This window comes from Colwellia hornerae (genome assembly GCF_007954355.1).
In the GTDB taxonomy this organism is placed as follows: Bacteria; Pseudomonadota; Gammaproteobacteria; order Enterobacterales; family Alteromonadaceae; genus Colwellia_A; species Colwellia_A hornerae.
Map to the genome: position 1 here is coordinate 1 of NZ_VOLR01000002.1, position 18,901 is coordinate 18,901.

16 protein-coding genes are annotated in these 18,901 nt (G+C 36.5%); 5 read left to right on the forward strand and 11 right to left on the reverse strand.

Translation table 11 applies throughout. The features are described from left to right. Nucleotides 1-384: 384 nt before the first annotated feature. Together ESZ26_RS01160 and ESZ26_RS01165 are read left to right on the forward strand one after the other, a co-directional pair. Nucleotides 385-672: a hypothetical protein gene (locus ESZ26_RS01160; RefSeq protein WP_146797586.1), complete on the forward strand. Its 288-nt coding sequence runs from the start codon at nt 385-387 to the stop codon at nt 670-672. 109 nt (nt 673-781) lie between these two features. After that, on the forward strand, nt 782-1,123 hold the full coding sequence (locus tag ESZ26_RS01165) for a hypothetical protein (protein ID WP_146797583.1): 342 nt from the start codon (nt 782-784) through the stop codon (nt 1,121-1,123). 328 nt (nt 1,124-1,451) lie between these two features. Here the strand turns inward: ESZ26_RS01165 and ESZ26_RS01170 are convergent, their stop codons facing one another. The 5 genes from ESZ26_RS01170 to ESZ26_RS01190 form a co-directional block, all read right to left on the reverse strand. Further along, entirely contained in the window at nt 1,452-3,095 is a 1,644-nt protein-coding gene (locus ESZ26_RS01170; RefSeq protein WP_146797580.1) for a replication endonuclease, read from the reverse strand. After that, entirely contained in the window at nt 3,088-3,393 is a 306-nt protein-coding gene (locus tag ESZ26_RS01175; RefSeq protein ID WP_146797577.1) for a hypothetical protein, read from the reverse strand. Before ESZ26_RS01175 ends, ESZ26_RS01170 begins: the two co-directional genes overlap by 8 nt. Nucleotides 3,394-3,456: 63 nt before the next feature. After that, a complete protein-coding gene (locus tag ESZ26_RS01180; RefSeq protein ID WP_146797574.1) occupies nt 3,457-3,660 on the reverse strand; it encodes a helix-turn-helix transcriptional regulator in 204 nt (67 codons plus the stop codon). A gap of 132 nt (nt 3,661-3,792) precedes the next feature. Continuing rightward, entirely contained in the window at nt 3,793-4,650 is an 858-nt protein-coding gene (locus ESZ26_RS01185; protein WP_146797571.1) for a hypothetical protein, read from the reverse strand. Then, nucleotides 4,637-5,860, reverse strand: coding sequence for a tyrosine-type recombinase/integrase (locus ESZ26_RS01190; protein WP_146797568.1), 1,224 nt, complete (start codon nt 5,858-5,860; stop codon nt 4,637-4,639). The genes ESZ26_RS01185 and ESZ26_RS01190 overlap by 14 nt, the downstream gene beginning before the upstream one ends. 345 nt (nt 5,861-6,205) lie before the next feature. Here ESZ26_RS01190 and ESZ26_RS01195 point away from each other — a divergent pair, with 345 nt between their 5' ends. After that, nucleotides 6,206-7,177 (forward strand): integron integrase, encoded by a 972-nt coding sequence (locus ESZ26_RS01195; protein ID WP_146797565.1) that lies wholly within the window; start codon nt 6,206-6,208, stop codon nt 7,175-7,177. Between the two features lie 15 nt (nt 7,178-7,192). Here ESZ26_RS01195 and prsT read toward each other — a convergent pair whose 3' ends face one another. Next, nucleotides 7,193-10,030, reverse strand: coding sequence for an XrtA/PEP-CTERM system TPR-repeat protein PrsT (prsT, locus tag ESZ26_RS01200; RefSeq protein ID WP_146797563.1), 2,838 nt, complete (start codon nt 10,028-10,030; stop codon nt 7,193-7,195). 320 nt (nt 10,031-10,350) lie between these two features. On the opposite strand from prsT, the gene ESZ26_RS01205 reads away from it, so the two are divergent. Next, entirely contained in the window at nt 10,351-11,187 is an 837-nt protein-coding gene (locus ESZ26_RS01205; protein ID WP_146797560.1) for a PEP-CTERM sorting domain-containing protein, read from the forward strand. A gap of 16 nt (nt 11,188-11,203) precedes the next feature. On the opposite strand, the gene ESZ26_RS01210 is transcribed toward ESZ26_RS01205, so the two are convergent. Beyond that, the gene (locus tag ESZ26_RS01210) at nt 11,204-12,172 is read right to left on the reverse strand and encodes an NAD(P)H-quinone oxidoreductase (RefSeq protein ID WP_170246280.1); all 969 of its coding nucleotides are present in this window, start codon (nt 12,170-12,172) and stop codon (nt 11,204-11,206) included. A gap of 54 nt (nt 12,173-12,226) precedes the next feature. After that, nucleotides 12,227-12,496 carry an acylphosphatase gene (locus ESZ26_RS01215; RefSeq protein WP_146797553.1) on the reverse strand — a complete coding sequence of 90 codons (270 nt, stop codon included), beginning with the start codon at nt 12,494-12,496 and terminating at the stop codon, nt 12,227-12,229. A gap of 112 nt (nt 12,497-12,608) precedes the next feature. On the opposite strand from ESZ26_RS01215, the gene ESZ26_RS01220 reads away from it, so the two are divergent. Then, nucleotides 12,609-13,799 (forward strand): class I SAM-dependent methyltransferase, encoded by a 1,191-nt coding sequence (locus ESZ26_RS01220; protein ID WP_070376725.1) that lies wholly within the window; start codon nt 12,609-12,611, stop codon nt 13,797-13,799. A gap of 90 nt (nt 13,800-13,889) precedes the next feature. On the opposite strand, the gene ESZ26_RS01225 is transcribed toward ESZ26_RS01220, so the two are convergent. The 3 genes from ESZ26_RS01225 to ESZ26_RS01235 form a co-directional block, all read right to left on the reverse strand. Continuing rightward, a complete protein-coding gene (locus tag ESZ26_RS01225) occupies nt 13,890-14,189 on the reverse strand; it encodes a PilZ domain-containing protein (RefSeq protein ID WP_070376724.1) in 300 nt (99 codons plus the stop codon). A gap of 100 nt (nt 14,190-14,289) precedes the next feature. Beyond that, nucleotides 14,290-18,321, reverse strand: a complete 4,032-nt coding sequence (hrpA, locus tag ESZ26_RS01230; protein WP_223271670.1) for an ATP-dependent RNA helicase HrpA — start codon at nt 18,319-18,321, stop codon at nt 14,290-14,292. A 102-nt stretch (nt 18,322-18,423) separates the two neighbouring features. Continuing rightward, nucleotides 18,424-18,837, reverse strand: coding sequence for a CBS domain-containing protein (locus tag ESZ26_RS01235; protein WP_146797550.1), 414 nt, complete (start codon nt 18,835-18,837; stop codon nt 18,424-18,426). Nucleotides 18,838-18,901: the final 64 nt, after the last annotated feature.

Below are 18,901 nucleotides of genomic sequence, written 5' to 3' on the forward strand. Positions count from 1 at the left end.
TGGTTCGAACGTCTTGTTAGAAACATTGGATGTTTACCATTCAATATTCGTAACCAACAGGAGCATGTTCCACCTAATCTAATAGTAAGTTACTTTATGAGATTAAGTGGCTTGGTCGAACTATAAGCCATTCAAGCAGGACTTTTAACAGTTGGTTAGGTTCCGCTTCGCTTCACATTTTAACCAACAATTAAAAGCCTCTTAATGGGGCGTTGAGGCTGTAGAATAACTAATTTAGTCAAAATCGCTGATTTTTCATGTTCCTGTATCGCACTGTGGACGATTAACTCGATATAGGTAATGCATTTGTGCCCTCTATTTTTTGGGGGTATTCATAATAAGCGAGTTATTCTACAAGCTCGTTATGTGTTTAGGGAAGGTTAGGTGAATAATCAACGTGATTTCAGCAATAGGCTTACATTCGATTTTGAGAAAATATCCTCATCTGATTACGCTAAAATAACCAAATCTGTTGTCGCCGAGTTTAAATTAAGTCCACACACTGAGTTAATTAAAGGTCTCGATGAAGCATTCCAAGACTTTACATTTAATCAATCAATTATTGGTTTAGAGTGGGATATTTGGTCTGGCTATACTGTTAATGCTAAAAATAGTGAAGCCAATAGTTTAGTAGAAAAAATAGCAACTTACATTAGAGTTAACAACACATAACAAGCTGTTCAAGTGGGACAAATTACAGTTGGCTAGTTCCGCTCCGCTTCACATTTTAGCCAACTACAATTTGCCCCTTAACAGGGCGTTGGTAAACAAGGAGAGTTTTGTGATTGGTGTTATTTTAGTTTCAATTGTACTATTTTTTGTAATAAATAAATTTGCTGTAGAAAAAACTACATTTAAAGATGTTTTGTTTTTCCTAGCTATTCCTTTTTTAGCTCTGTTTACTACTCGTTTGTTACTTTGGATAACGGAGGCGGATGCAATAGTCAATTTAGCTATATTATTATCACTTATTCTAGTTACAATTTTTTATGTCTTTATGCGCTCTAAATCTAAATTTGAGCTTTCAAATAAGCATGCTGTAATTGTTTCATTTGTTTATTTTTTTAGCTTATGGGCTTCAGAGTTTTTATCTGGTTTAGCTCAGGTGCTAATGTTTACCTAACAAGAACTTAAAGAGGGACAAAATAAAGTTGGCTGTTTTGTTCACTCCGTTCACCTATTTTAGCCAACTCTATTTTGCCCCTTAAGTGGGCGTTATCATTTCCCTACCTATATATTATTCCAGTACAGTTATTTACAGAACTCCAAGTAAAACCTTCTTTGCCAATATTGGTAAGTGCTTTACTAAAGCTAAAAGGAGTGTGATTTTGTTTTTATTGATAAGAGCTAAGGCCTATTTAATAGCTAAAGCCTATTTTGATGTTTCTTTACGTAGTTATTTTACTTTGTCTACCAGCTAAAGCCTAATGGGTAGCTTTAGTCCATAGCGATTAGGCTAGTCGCTCAATACGCCATTGTAGTTTTCGTGTTATTAAGGCTTTACCATCGAACCATAACCCTTTTATTTTTGTGACAAGCTCACCATCATAATAGCTTTGTGAACATTCCCCCGTTTTTGTATTAATATCTACATCGTAATGTAATTTTATTGGGTGTGATTTCGGTTTTGATTCAATTCCCCCCATCGCAACAATATAGCCCTGCCAGTCACTTGTATCTGCCGCAATGCGCGCTTTTTCAATGGTAGATTCAGGGAAGAACTTCTCTTTTAATCGCCTTAGCTCACGCCAAACAGAAACACTGGCTCCACCAATTTGTTGAAACTGACGAATACGCCAACATGAAGCCCAAGCTTTAATACGTTTAGCCGTTGTAATGGCATCATTACCAAACTTATCTTCACCTAACCCTTTACCATCAATATTCTTAACGATGTACTTTAAGATATAACCTGTTGCTGAGCCTTTTTCAGGGTCAATGCGTTTAAAGTCACAACGGTTTTCCATCGCGCCTTTTTCATCACCATCTACTTGGAGTGAATAAAAACGAATAATATCCTCTAAAGGTTGGACTTGCTCAGGTTTTACAAAAAACAAACAATGCCAATGTGGTGTTCCATCATGTTGAGGCTCTACAACACGAAAGCCATAAGGTTGAATATCCTTACGCTTAAGTTCAGCTCTAATTTTTTGCCACTGTTTATTTAAATATCGTTGTGAATCATCAGGCATGTATCCTGCCCACTTAGGATTTCTTGCACCTGACTTTGAAAATGATGAATGATATTTTGATGGACACGTAATAGTAATAAATAAGGCTTCATGCCCTAATGATTCAGCTAAGTCTTCAAAACCTCTAGCTCTGTTGATGAGCTCTGCTTTTCTAACTTCTGGATTTGAGACATTTACGTCTGAAATTTCCTGTAATGAAAACCGCTGACCCGCATCATTGATTATAAAATGAGAGCTTAGTAATTCTCTATTCATCGCTACACGTTCAAGATAATTTCTTGTGGTGATATTACTCGCATATATCTGTTTTGTTCTACTCACAACATTGGCAGTAATTGCGGCACTTTCGTTTGCTTGAGTAACAAGTTTTTGAATGCTTCGTTTCCACCAACGATTATCAACCAATCTTTTCAAACAGCCTGATATCTGTATTTTATTTGTGGGTACGGGAGGAGTTACGCCAAACTTTATTACGTAACGACAAAGAAATTCGTATACGCGTTGTTGGTCATACATGCTTTTCGGGAATTTATTTACTTTTCTGTTAACGATATAATTTTTTGATGTTTTTTCGTTAACGGAACTCAACACTGAATTATTTTCGTTAACGGAATTTTCCGTAACGGGATTTGTATTATTCGTTGGTTCAAAAAATTTAAGTAACGCTTCATTTTTTGGGTCAATCACAATAACGCGACAATACTCAGCACATGACTTTGCATACTGCTGAATTTCATATTGTTTAGCAAAATATAAATGAGCCAGTTTTTGGGGCAACAACCTAACAGCATTAATATCTGTGATTTTACATTCAATATTATTAGGTAAGTTACGTGAGTCAGCCAATTCAAAAATATGATTTGGCTTTCTCAATAACGGCGAATTGATATCATGCTTATTCATGAAATTCTTTCGCTATCGAAAGTAATGAGGCTGTTACATCACCTTTTTCCGTTAATGTGTATTTCTCCCATGGAATGCCAATATAATAAACAATCTCACCTTTGACTAATCCTTCCCCTTCAAGTGCATATAAGGTAAGAATATCAAACTTATAGAATCCACCCTGTTTTTTCGCATAACCTTGTAAACCATTATATTCATCATCCATAAAACCAACCTTCCTTGATACTTCTAAAAAAGAGCCGGGTAATGACAACCAAAATAAGAAACGTAACTGTTGATGAGTTAATTTAGACATGTGACGCCCCTAAAGGGTTATATTCACATGAGATACTTTTAAATGAAGGGTTAAGTACAGTCATTACGCTACCCCACCTTCACTGGTTGAATAACATAGATTATCTTCAATGTACTTTTCGATATCTTGTAAGCGATAACGTATGGCTCTTGCGCCTACTTTGATAAAAGGGATGCGTGCACCCGCCCATCTATCACGTTCAAGGAAGGCTTCGCTGACACTTAATATTTCAGCAGTTTCTTTGGTGTTTAGTAATTTGACTAACATGGCTCTTTACTCGTTGTTTTAAAAGACGAGTCATTTTTGAGCATGTGCTAATTTATATGAATGGCTGTACTTAGCAGAGAAATCATTATGCTTAGCAGGAGAATTCTTCTACTAAGCAAATGAATTTTTTGATTACTTATTGAACGGAAATTTATAGCTACCATTTAAAAATGAGCCAATCCATTTAGAAAACTGTAAATCTTTATCTTCAGAATATGATAATAATAAAAGTGGATGATCCTCTATCGTTAATTCTTGCTCAATTGCTCGCCCTGCTTTTTTCTTATTAAAGTGAGCGTAGCTTTTAAGATACCTTTCAATGACTTCAATTTTTAATGGTTCGATATTTTTAGCTTTACCTTCTCCCCCTGCTTTAGCAATCAATGATGAGGCTGACTTTTTATCAAACAAACACTCAGCACGAGCAATACTATCAATAATTTCTTCAAGTAAATCTCTAATAGCTCTATCTAAACTGGCTTGTTGCATAATCGAGAACTGTTCATCACCGACCTGTTCTTTTAACAATAAAGATAATGCGTCTTCTTTAAGGCGATTGTCGTAGGTAAATTTTATTTCAGCCGAATGCATTAACGTTAATGTGGCAAATATTTCGCACCACTGGAGGTTTTTAATATCAATAGTGTTTAAGTCAAAATAATCACACAACAAATACAAGGCTCTACCCTTAGATAAAGTAACACTCTGTCTTGTGCTTTTTTCGTTAAGTAGTGTTAACGATAATTCATTTAATAATCCGTTTCCTAACTTCAACATTGAATCAATTGCTTTAGAAAGAATGACAACATCTTCATTTGTTCGCTTTGACAAAATATCACGCGCTAAATGTGTTGCATCACAAGCAAATTCATAAGCTGTAAACGTTAATGGCTCTAATAAAGTGTATTCAAATACATTGAATCGATTTTCTGTATACACATTAGAAGCGATTGCTGTTTTTACTTTTTGTTCTATTTTATCTTGATACATAATCATCCATGTTTATTTTGCAGTTTTCTTTAAAAAAATCGGTTATGCGTTGCATAGGCGCTCTTAAACGGTCGTGATTGTTAATAATATAACCTTCTGTCACGTCTGAGCCGTTTTTGTGGTTAACGAGCCGTTTAATTGCATACGATGATATATCTAATGACTCAGCCACCGTAATAAAGGTTCTACGTAAGTCATGAAACGTAAATTTAATGTCTGATGTCTCACATAAGTGTTTTAGTGCTTGCTCTGGGTGCGCTAGATACTTTGCTTTTCTCGATGAAAAGACGTACTCATTGGTTTTGAATCGTAACCTGTAATTGAGTATACCAACAAGAACATCTGATAAAGGTAATGTTAACGGCTCTTTGTTTTTAGTATCAGGTATATAAATTGTTCCCTCCTCTAAATCTACGTTACTCCACGTTAATGTAGCCCCTTCATTTTTTCGTAGCCCTGTCAGTAATAAAAAAAGTAAATAATCTGCAACAACATGATGTGACTCTGCCCCCGTATTAAACTTCATTTCTTGCAGTTCTTTATACCAACGCTCAAATTGTTTGGGTTTAATCACCGTTTGGCGTCTTGGCTCTTTCGCCCATGCTTTTATTTGCCCTAAACGGTCAACGGGATTATGCGGAAATAGGCTTAAACCATTGTTATCTTCATATTGGTCTTTTGCAAACTTATAAATCGCACTCAATATACGCATAGCGGTATTGGCATAAGAAGGACTATGGCTTTTTAGTAACCTACCGTGACGAGTTGAAATCATATCTTTGGTAATATCAACAAGGCGCTTATTCTTCCAATCTTCTAATTCACCGTTCAGATACATTTCATATTGAACATAGGTTTTATCTTTTAGGTAGGACTTTATACGTCGGTAATCTTGCCAGACTTGCCAAAGCGTCATTTGTTCGGCTTGGGCTTGTTGGCGCTTTGCTATTGGGTCAATACCCGTTGCAATTTCACCTAGGTATTTAAGGGCTTCTTTACGTGCCATTTCGACCGTAATTTCAGGGTAACGCCCAAGCGTAATTCGTTTGAGTTTTCGGTTGATGCGTTTTTCTAAAACAAACGCTTTACTACCGCCCGTAGTGACACGAACAGCAAAGCCTTTAAGCTCTGAATCTCGATAGAAAACCTGCCCTTTTTCAGGAAGTACAAGTTTGTCTACAAAAGACTTGGTTATTTTGCATGTAGACATAGTGTAGTCATGCTATATAAAAAACAGGTGGGCTATTTAAAACAAGAAATAGGTAAGAAGTCAATTGAAATAAGGGGTTAATGGTTTATTGGTATTACTTCAAACTAGTTAAAACAACTATAAATAAAACAGTTTATTAGAAGGAAAAAGTTAGTAAATAGCACTACTCACCGTTCCTTCATTATTTACAGTTATAATTATCACATTTTACAACTTAATAACAACACTATCATTTTATTATTCTTAAATATTTCAAAAGATGTAACACCGAAATTGTCGTTATATTGGCAAAAGAACTGAAAACAACCTAAGCTGTATGTAATCACAGTGCTTGGGTTTTATATTATGGACGCTAAATCACCTTTTTTAATGAGTATCGTAGAACATATGCGTAATTTAAGATACGCAAAGAGAACGATAGAAACCTATATCCACTGGATAAAATATTTTATCAACTACTCAAATAAAACTCATCCCGCTCTCATGGGAAACACCGAAGTTGAAAGGTTTCTCAGTTATTTAGTTAATCAACAAAACGTTTCAACAGCAACCCAATCACTTGCACTCAATGCATTAGCTTTTTTATACAAAGAAATTTTAAAAAACGAATTAAGTCTAAACCTAAACTTTAACTTAAGTCGCCGACCTAGAAAATTACCCGATGTGCTTACGCCTACAGAAGTCATGAAACTTCTCACAAGAATACCAGCACAACATCATTTATTAGTAAGCCTTTTATATGGTAGTGGTTTGAGGCTTATGGAAGCTATTCGTTTAAGAGTTCAAGATATAGACTTTGACTATCACTGTATTGCAGTTTGGAATGGTAAAGGAAACAAACATCGTCGAGTTACGCTAGCCACTGAGCTCATACCCGAACTTTACCTTCAAATCCAAGGAGCTAAAAAATATCATACTCTCGATTTAGAGAATACTGAATATAAAGGTGTATGGATACCGAATGCACTCAATCGAAAATATCCTAATGCCGCAAAAGAATTCAAGTGGCAATATTTATTTCCTTCTGCTCGATTAAGTATCGAACCAGAATTCAAACACCTAAGTCGTCATCACCTCAATGAAAGTAGTATTCAAAAATCAGTCAAAAAAGCAGCGAATCAATTGAAGTTAAATAAGGTAATAACTTGTCATACTTTAAGGCATTCATTTGCTACTCATTTGTTGCAACGAGGGGCTGATATAAGAACAGTGCAAGAACAATTAGGGCACAGCGATCTACGTACAACCCAAATTTATACCCATGTACTTGAGCATGGTGCTAATGGTGTTAGAAGTCCTTTATCAGACTTACTTTAGCGGTTATAGATGTTTCTAAAGGTTTTTTTTAATACGCAATATTTCTACCCATGAATTTAATAACTTTATCGCTTCTTTTTTATCTGAAAATTCACGTTTACTATTAACAACTTCTACCAAGGTATTGAAGGCTTCTTTTTCACGATTAAGCGCTTTTAAAGTCAATACTAAGTGATATTTAATTTCAATCTTAGAAAAATCTAGCGCCAGTGCTTGTCGAAATAACGGTAGTGCCTTATCAAATTCTTGAGTTTGATAATAAACCCACCCTAGTGTATCAAGAGAGTCAGGCTGACTACTGGTAATATCTAAAGACGCTAAACTGTACTTTTTTGCATCATCAAAAAGCGATAACTTTGAAGCAATAAACGCTGTATTATTTAGTAGCATTGCTTGCTGAGGAAACTCAGCCAATAAATGAAGATAAATGTCATAAGCGCTCTGCCATTGATCTTTATTGATATGTATTTCAGCGAGTGAACTGTTAATTAAGAAGCTTTCGGGCTTATCTTCTAAAGCATTCATTAGCAGTTTAATTGCCTTATTATCTTGATTCTTCGCTTGATAAACCAAGCTTAAGCCTGCAATAACATTGTCACGATTATTTGCTTTCGCAGGAACTAATATCAATAATTTTTTATAACTGTCTTCAGCTTCATCATATTGTCCAGATAAGTAATAAGCGTGTGCTAAAACCATATTAAGCTGTATAGAATAATCTTCTTTTGTTAAAAACTGTTCAACAATTTTAATAGCTTCAAGGGGGTTTTGTTGTTGATTTAATAACTGGCTTAGCGAAATCAATGGTGCTTGTTTATTGTTAGACCAAGCAGCAGACTTTTTGTACATTTCAATAGCATCGCTGTACTTGTTCTGTTTTTGATAAAGTTGGGCAATCAAAAAATATATATCACCTTTATTACCCTCTGCGCGTATTGCGCTATTAAAGTTTTGTAGCGCTTTTTCAATATTATTTTGCTGTTGATAATACTGTGCTAATAAAACATACAGATCAGCTGTCTTTTGATGATTTGTTAAATAGCTTTCAATATTTTCTATGGCTTCTAATGGTTGACCTGCGGCTATGTAACTGAAAGACAACTGTTTGAGTAACTCTTTGTTATTATTATCTAACTGATAAGCTTTTTTAAACCAAACAACAGATTGCTCATACTGCTGTGTTCGTGCATAAATTTTAGCTAAAGCGTTAATAAGGGAACTATCATTTTCTTGTACCAACAATGCTTGTTCTAAAAGTGTGAAAGACTCTTTAACCTGCCCCATTACTTGCAGAGTTTCAGCTAGGCTAATAATAGATTTAGTGTGTGCAGTATCAATCTTTAAAGCTCTTTCAAACGACAATTTTGCCTTTGGAAAATCGGCAATTATTTGGTAAATAAAACCTAAATGATGAATAAACTCTTTATTACCCGGTTCAACTTGAACTAATTTTTCTGCAATGGCTAAAGCTTTACTTTTTTGTCCTGATTTGACATAAGCTTGAACGAGTAAAAAACTAATTGTTGATTGATATTGTGATGAGGAATTAATTGCCAGTAATGTGTCTATAGCTTGTTGATACTCGCCCATATCTATGTTGTTTTTGGCTAATTGTTGAGATGCAATTGAAGATTCAGGAAGCAAGTTAACAACTTGTTGAAAATAAAATTTTGCTTTTTCGTGCTGGTTAAGTTCTGTACTTACTAGCCCTAACAAAGAAAGTACCTTAGGGTTATTTTCCTCTTGTAAATTAGCCGTATTTAAAATGGATTGTGCGGCAGAATAATTTTTCATTGCTATATGAATAGTAGCCGAAAATGTCATTGCTTTAATGTTTAAACTGTCTATTTCAAGATAGTTTTTAATGTATTGCTCGGCTGCTGAATAACTTCCTTGCTGAAATGCAACAACACTGGCTAGGTAATAGTAATTAGGATTATTAACTAACGTATCGTTATCTAACCTCGAAATAGTCTCACTCAGCAGAGCAAATTGTTGCTTAGTGCTTATATCATCATTGGCTTTAGATTCTATTAAAGCGGCCAAAAATTGAGCTTTAGGCTCATTGGGGACCAGTTTAAAGATACTGTCTACGTCAGTTTGAGCGTTTAAATAATCACCTAGCTCTATTAACAAACTAGCGCGGATAACTAAAGCTTGAACATGTCTTGGGTTTTCTAACAATGCTTTGTTAATTGCTTTTAAAGCGGGCTTCAATTCAGCCAAGCTTTGATGAATACTCGCTTTTAATATCCAAGCGTTAACCGGAGGGAAATATCCTTTGAGCACATCATTTACATAAGTTTGAGCTTCATCAAAACGATAATAATTTAAGGCAACTTGAGCTAACCCTAATTTTGCATCGATATTATTAACATTAAGTGACAACGCATTTTTATAGCTTTTCGTTGAGGATTTTAATTGCCGTAACCCTAGCTGAGCATGCCCTCTTAACACATTAACTTTAGCTGCCAAAATCACTTCTTGAACGGGGTTATCTAAATGTGTCATCACCTCATTATATTTGCCTTGAAGCAAATAAGCTTCGGCAAACAATAATAACGTGAGGTTTTTATCTGCACCTAAACGTTCGGCGTTAACAAGCTCTACTTCCGCCGCAGCACCTTTAGCTGAGGCAATAAGGACTTCGGCCATTAATAGTCTTGCGGCTAAATTATCGGGGTCTGTTTGAGTTAAATTTTTAAGATGAATTAACGCTTCATTATAATTATTATCTTTAAAAGCAATATTAGCTTGTTCGAGTACATTTTTGTCACTTGCTTGCGCACTACAAGTTAACGCAATCAGTATTAAAAAAAAATATATTCTTGAGGTTGGTAATTTCTGGCTCATTAACGTCTCGGTAAATTTAAAAGCTATAGATATAGTGCTTTTTATCTGTTTATATTTCAACAATAACCCCTACTTTATATTCGTAATTTTAACTTTTGATATAATCTGCTAACAAAGTCAATGCTATTACCTTTATTTAACGTATTGTTTACATTGTACTTTTGTGTCGAAATATTTTACAGTTTTTAAAATAACATTCAATACGCTAGCCGAGGATTCTTTTTACCTATTGAATTAAAAGCAATTAATTTTTACGGCGTGATTTTTGCTTAGATTAAGTTTAATGTTATAATGATCTTCTAATTATATGGAAGTTTAGAATGAAAATTTTAAGTTCTCTCAAAAAACACACTAAAACGCTGGTAGTTTTATCATCAATAGTGATGATTTCATTTCAAAGCCAAGCTGGACAAACCACCGTCACTGACATAGTAACGAATTCAAAGATTGTAGTGAATACTTCTGGATACACCTCAGTATCAGTAGATATTCATGTAAATAACGATTGCGGTGGAAATGGCTATTATGACGATATAGGCAATGGTTTTAATACTTGCCGTATTACAGTATTAGATATCGGTGGAAACCCCCAGTATCTTGCCAATGTTATTGCAAAGTTTGACGCCGATGAAAATCGTGATCTGTCTGCAGTTAATACTACAACTACTGGACATCAAAAATATGAAGAAAGCTCTAAATATATGGATTACGTTGAAAAAGAAATGTGGGATTTTAGTGGTTTAAGTGAAGAAAACAAAACAGGCACTTGGTCTTATGACAATGACTTTCCTGATATTCGATTTTGGATATCAAAAGCAGGTTCCGGTAATAATAATGATGGTCTTCGTTTATTTTGGAACATTAAAACTTCTGACAACACCAACAACGTTTGTGCTAATGAAAGCAATACTGTCGATGGGGATTTTAACCTCCGTCTAGAATGTATGAATTTAGCACAATCAGTAACCATCGGTGATTGGACTACACCGAACAATAAAGGCTTATCACATATCACCTTTTTTGGTGGACTATGCACTTATGATTGCCCTGGCCCCGTGACAACCCCAGTTTCAGAGCCAGCGACTATTGCGATTTTGGCGTTAGGTCTATTAGGCTTAGGTGTACGTCGTAAAAAAACAATTAAAACTGAAAAATAAACGTTTAATCCGTTAACTAAACCGTTAAAACTAATTTGCCGATATTGCTATTTTCTAACATACGTTGATGAGCTTTATCGGCATTTTGCCATGGGTAGCAAGTATCAATTACCGGTAGTAATTGTCCTTCACCGAGTAACTTTCCAAAATCTTCTTTAAAATCAGCCACTAATTCAGCTTTATAGTTATTGCTTCTGTTTCGTAACGTTGAAGCTGTAATACTGATTCGCTTTGCAAGCATTTTGCCCATGTCTACTTTTTCGCAGTAGCGACCTTGCAAAATAGACAAAATAACAAGATGGCCATCCACTGCTGCAACATTTATATTTTTTTGTAAGTAATCTCCTCCTACCACATCAATAATGACATTAAAGCCTTCGGGAGCGTGTGCTTTTTGCCATTGTTCAAAAGAGTTTTGATGATAGTTAATCGCAACATCTGCACCTAAAGTTAAACACGCTTGGCATTTTTCTTCACTGCCAGCAGTTACAACAACAAAACAGTCTTTTGCTTTGGCAAGTGCTATTGCGGCACAGCCAACACCACTCGCGCCAGCATGTATCAATACTGATTGTTTTGCTTTTAACCTAGCTATTGAAAATAGGCTTTGATAAGCCGTTAAAAAAGTTTCAGCAAAACCCGCACCTTGTTGATCAGTGAATATGGCTGGTAGACAAAATAACTGACTAGATTTTATAACAACATATTCCGCATAACCGCCACCAGCAACCAAACCAAAAACCTTATCATTAATTTTCCAGTCAATGACCCCACTGCCGCAAGCAACAATATCACCACAAACCTCTAGCCCTAAAATAGTAGACTCACCTTTAGGCGCCGGATACTTGCCTTGTCGCTGTAAAATATCGGCGCGATTTACACCAATAGCTTTTACGCGAATTAAACATTCATCGGCTGAAAGCTCAGGCACTGGTGTTTCAGCGAAGACTAACTGTTGATCGGTCGTAATCGTAATATACTTCAAGTAAACCTCTAAATTGTTAAACACTTATTCATTTTACTAACGATTAAATAACCATTAGCTGATTGCAAAAAAGTTATGTTGCTGCCATTTAATCTGTTTTTTCTCCATACTCACTACGTCAGCTTCTGGCGGTCCGTGTGCCAACCATGCTAACATTTTATCGACGTCTTTTTCTTCACCGCACATTAAAACTTCTACATCTCCATCATCCAAATTTTTTGCATAACCACTTAAGCCATAATCAATAGCGACTTGTTGGCTAGACGCACGAAAATAAACCCCTTGTACTTTTCCGCTAACATGGGCGATATAACTAACATTCATACTTATTGTTCCTTAACGTAAACTGAAATAACTTAACGTGAAGATTGCACCCGAGCTTGGCATTGACTACACTCTGCGCAATTTCATTTACCAATTCATTAAGTATAGTCACATGTCAGCAAGAATTTATTTAAAAGTAAGCCGAGAGAAGTCTTTATTACGAAAACATCCTTGGATATTTTCTCAAGCGATCAATAAAATTAAGGGAAACCCGATGTTGGGCGATACCGTTGATGTATTTGATCACAAGGAAAAATGGCTTGCTCGCGGTGCTTACTCGCCAGAATCTCAAATTCGAGTCAGGGTTTGGAGCTTTAATGAAAATGAAGAAATCGACAGCGAATTTTTTCGTAAAAAATTAATAAGTGCTCAATCTAGACGTGAATGGTTTATTGAACAAGGCGGTTTGACCGGTTATCGTTTAATTGCTGGTGAATCTGACGGTTTACCGGGTATAACGATTGATAAATACGATAACTTAATTGTTTGCCAACTATTAAGTGCCGGTGCCGACTTTCAACGTTATACCTTAGTTGAAGTGATTAAAGAGCTCTATCCACAATGTAGCATCTACGAGCGCTCTGATGTTGACGTACGTAAAAAAGAAGGCTTAGAGCCTATTACTGGCTGGCTAACAGAACCGCTTGAGTCAACCGCATGTGTTATTAAAGAGCATGGATTATCCATTAACGTTGATATCGCAAAAGGCCATAAAACCGGTTTTTATTTAGATCAACGCGACTCTCGTGTTACTGCTGGTCGTTATGCTAAAAATAAGTCGGTACTTAATTGTTTTTCTTATACGGGGACATTCGCCTTACATTGTGCGGCAAATGACGCTAAAGAAGTGATCAATGTTGATGTTTCTCAATCGGCACTCGACTTGGCCGAAGAAAACATTGCGCTTAATAATCTTCAAGACAAGAATGTTTCTTTTGTTAAAGCCGATGTGTTCAAGTTACTCAGACAATACCGCGAAGAAAAACGTCAATTTGATATGATAATTTTAGACCCACCTAAATTTGTTGAATCAAAAGCGCAATTAACTGGTGCCTGTCGTGGTTATAAAGACATTAATATGCTCGCCATGCAATTACTCAAACCAAACGGTATATTGCTGACCTTTTCTTGCTCTGGTTTGATGGAAGCTAGCCTATTTCAAAAAGTGGTTGCAGATGCTGCTCTTGATGCTCGTCGCGAAGTGCACTTTGTTGAGCGCTTGCAACAAGCTGGCGATCATCCAATATCGAGTAACTACCCTGAAGGTTATTATTTGAAAGGTTTGGTTTGCCAAGTAAGCTAGCTCACTATTTTTGACTGACATCAAAATAAAAACGAGCACTTAGTGCTCGTTTTTTGTTAGGTTATCTATGGCTTGTTTAGTGCTTGAACTTTAGTCTATTTCAGCAATATTAATGCCAATTAAAAAGCACTCTTCACCCTCTTCGGTGACTCGTACTATTTTTCCTGAAACTTCCAATGGTTGTACATTACTGCTTGCAGAGCGCACACTAACTTTAACATGGGTATTAAGCTCTAATGGGTGTGTCATTTCAATCGCCATACCCGTCGCACTTAAATCTCGACAAGTCGCTAAGATTTGACTGTTCGCTTCATCGTCGATAATGGTCACGGTTACATCACTATTTAACATCATCCGATAGAAGTCTCGTTTATCATCAAAGTTAACCATTATTACTCCATATTATTATTTAATTTTTTATTGTATCTTTTATACCCATTGCAACGTTTACTGTCAAATTTTCAACGTTGAAATTGTTGATATAATCCGCTTAATTAGCTGAAATTTCTTTCAGATGATTTAAAATTCGCTTGGCCGATACCGGATAAGCTGTTTTTAAATTTTGCGCAAATACCGAAACACGAAATTCTTCCATCATCCATCGCACCGCTAAGACTTCATCAATTATAGGCTTGCCTTTAGTTTGCTTGGCAAGTAACGCTATATAAGCATTATTAACTTTCGCAACCTCTAACATTTTCAATCGGTCTTGGTTAGGGTCAACCGGTAGCTTTTCCATACGTCTTAACATCGCTTGTAAATAACGGGCGATATCTTCTAATCGTTGATGACCAGAGGCGGTCACGAAACCTTTAAACACCAATAAACTAAGTTGTTCTTTAATGTCGGCTTGTGCTTGAATGACTTCTAACGACATTCGACCTTTTAATTTTTTCCCTATTTCATGGGTTAAGGTTAAGACTTTCTCGACTTTTAACGCTGACGCGAGTACACAGTCGGCAAGTTCAGCACGAACATGGTCTTTGGCTTTTTCAAAGTCGTTTTGATTACGTGGTATGTCACCGTGCTCTTTCACTAAGTGTTGGCAAGCAGCAACTATACAATCGTCTAATAAGTCAGGTATTGAACCAAAAGGGTTAAAATATAAGCTTAACTTAGCTTTATTAGGCAATTTTTGTTGGAGATATTTAACCGGTGAAGGTATGTTTAACAAAATTAAACGACTCACACCATTGATCATCGCTTGCTCAGCAAGACTTTCTTGTTCAAATAATTCTATAGCAACCGTTTTATTTTTATCAACTAAGGCTGGAAAAGCTTTTATGGTGATATTAGCAATATTTTTCTCATAGCCTTTGGGAATATCATTAAAATCCCATCTGGTAATTTGTTCACGTTCTATGCCTTTATCAGCCACTTTCTTAATTGATGCTTTTACTTTGCCTTGCAAAGACGCTTTTAACTGCTCAAGCTTACGGCTTTGATTAATAAGCACGCCTTTTTCGTCAATCACCTTAAAATTCATTGTTAGATGAATGGGCAATTCAACATCTTGCCAAATATCTTCGGGTAAACGCACCCCCGTCATTCTTAATAAATGTTTTTCAACGGCGGCAACTAACTTACCGTCGTGCTCACTAATTGCTGATAAACAAGCTTCTGCGTAGTTAGGCGCTGGCACAAAGTTTCGTCGCAATGATTTAGGCAAACCTTTGATCAGGGCTATAATAAGTTCTAAACGCAGCGCCGGAATTAACCAATCAAAATCACGGTTTTCAATTTGATTCAAAATACCAACCGGAAGATGTAAGCTGATCCCGTCATCTATATCACCTGGGGTAAAATGATAACTTAACGGTAGCGTTAAATTGCCCTGATGCCATACATCTGGATAATCGCTGGCCGATAAGACTTTAGCCGTTTCATTCAATAAAAAGGCTTCAGTAAAATTAAGTAACTGAGCATTTTTTTGTTTCGACTTTTTCCACCACGACAAGAAACTACGTTGGCAAATAATGGTTGCTGGCAGCTTTTCATCGTAGAACTCAACTAAACGTTCCTCATCGACTAGGAAGTCTTTGCGACGAGCTTTTTGCTCTAACTTCTCAATACTGGTCACGAGTTGGTGATTGTGTTGATAGAATTTTTCATTAAGGGTGCTATCACCATTGACTAATGCTTCGCGAATGAATATCTCACGGCAGGTATGTGGCTCAATGTGATTAAAGTTAATCTTTCTTTTGGCAACTATGGTCAGGCCATATAGCATCACTTGTTCAAAAGCCATTACCGCGCCTTGCTTCTTCTCCCAGTGCGGTTCACTATAGTTACGCTTAATGAGATGTTCGGCTAAAGGTTCTATCCACTGTGGGTCTATCTTTGCCACCATGCGCGCAAACAAACGGCTGGTTTCAACCAATTCAGTTGCCATGATCCACTTAGGTGATTTCTTTGCGACACCCGAACCCGGAAAAATAAAGAATCGACTATTTCGAGCACCTTTATATTCTCTATTTTCATCAAGTTGTCCTAAATGACTGAGTAAGCCCGACAAGATCGCTTGATGAATAATATCGTTATTATTAGTTTCTGCTGATTCAGTTTTTTTAACCACTTCGCTATTGCTAGCATCGAATGATGGCGGAGTATATTCAACTCGGCTCATCGGAATGTTTAAATCGCGCAATGAATATTTAAGCTGGCTGAAAATGTCTTGCCATTCACGAATGCGCATATAAGCTAAAAACTCTTTTTTACACATATTTCGAAATTGGTTATTGGTCAGGGCTTTTTGTTGCTGTTGAATGTAGTGCCATAAATTAAGCAAACTAATAAAGTCAGACTCTTTGTCTTTAAAGCGATTATGTTTTTCATCTGCCGCTTGCTGTTTCTCATGGGGACGTTCACGCGGGTCTTGAATACTTACCGCACTGACAATAATAAAAATTTGCTCAATACAGCCCAAATCAATAGCAGACAGAATCATTTTTGATAAACGTGGATCGGTGGGAAATTTTGCTAACATCCGCCCCGCTTTGGTTAATACCACTTTATTTTGCTGTTTTTCTATCGCCGCTAATTCTTCAAGTAATGAAACGCCGTCATTAATATTACGACTGTCAGGTGGTTGTACAAATGGAAAGTCACTAATTTCACCTAAATCAAGCGCCAGCATTTGTAAAATAACTGTCGCTAAGTTGGTGCGCAGTATTTCAGGGTCGGTAAATTCAGGGCGACCAAGAAAGTCGTCTTCACTGTATAAACGTAAACAAACACCGGCTGAAACACGACCACAACGCCCTGCTCTTTGATTAGCGCTGGCTTGAGAAATAGCTTCTATAGGTAAACGCTGTACTTTAGTGCGGTAACTGTAACGAGAAATACGCGCTGTGCCTGGGTCAATAACATACTTGATACCTGGTACGGTTAAACTGGTTTCTGCAACGTTAGTGGCAAGCACGATATTACGGCCACTGTGTGGTTTAAAAATTCTATTTTGCTCTTGCACTGTCAACCGTGAATATAAAGGCAACACTTGAGTGTGTCGTAAGTTTGCTCTTTCTAAGGCTAATGCGGCGTCTCGTATTTCTCGCTCGCCGTTAAGAAAAATAAGAATATCGCCTTGGCTAATATGGCCAAGTTCGTCAACGGCTTGCAAAATACCACTGATGATATCGTTGCTACTCACTTCTTCTGTTTCATCGCTATTGTCAGCATTAAGCGGGCGATAGAGGATTTCAACCGGGAACGTTCGCCCCGATACTTCAATAATAGGGGCGGGTTTACCGTCTGCTGAAGCAAAATGCTGTGAAAATCTTTCAGGGTCGATGGTTGCCGAAGTAATAATGATTTTTAAATCAGGACGTTTCGGTAATATTTCGCGTAAATAACCCAGTAAAAAGTCTATATTTAAACTACGTTCATGCGCTTCATCAATAATAAGGGTATCGTATTTTCGCAGTAAACGGTCATGCTGCATTTCTGCTAATAAAATACCGTCGGTCATTAATTTTATATAGCTATTGTCACTCACTAAGTCATTAAAACGGACTTTATAACCAACCGCGTCGCCTAAGGTTGTCGATAATTCATCGGCAATACGTGTCGCAACCGTTCGCGCCGCAATACGACGGGGCTGAGTATGGCCAATCATGCCATCAATACCACGTCCTAAGGCAAGACATATTTTTGGAATTTGCGTGGTTTTCCCCGAGCCCGTTTCACCGGCAATAATAATCACTTGGTTTTCAGTTATCGCTTTGGCAATAACGTCAGCATTTTGTGATACCGGTAAGTCTTCTGGATAAGTTATTTTTGGAACACTTTGAATTTTATGCTTTTTCTTCTGAACTGACTCATCAATATGGGCAGAAATTTGACTGAGTGATTTTTGCTTTTTATCACTATCAGTTATTGTTTTACTCGACATTAAGCGTTTTTTCAAACGAAATTGATCAGCCTTTAGGCACAGTTTCAGGCGACTAAAAAGCTTATCAATATTAATAGCTTGGCTGCGTAAAGGCTCAGAAGAAGGAGTAGTAATAGATTTTTCAGAAGACAAGGTTGACTCAAACAAAATAGCAAAAAATAATTTTACCAGCTTTATTAAGTCTGTACCACTTCAATCAAGTGGTACAAATAAACAGCTTTAATATTAAGAGGCTTAAGACTTAAAGCTACTACGCATATGTTTATCAATAGCATGCAGCACATCGTTCCGACATATTGTACCCAGTAAATTACCGTCATCATCAACAACTGGGTAAACTTTTGGTTTGTTTTGTAACATGGTTTGCGCTAACTCAATAACACTATCGTAAGGTTTAACCGACAGTACTTCTTTACGCATTAAAGCCGCGACATCTGTTACGTGTTCATTATGATAAATAGACTGCAACATTTTTGCTAAAACGTCACTTTCTGATAAAAAGCCAATTAAATGATAATTAGCGTCAACAACAGGCCCACCAATTTGTTTGGTTTTTAAAAATCGTAACGCCGCCTCTTCAACCACCATTTCTGAAGTAAAAGTAACCGGATAGTGGTTCATATAGTCTTTTACTTGGATGCTCACCATAGTTATTTCCTCAATAAAGTCAAAAAACAAAATGCCCTACTAATAAAAATAACTGTAGACGCTT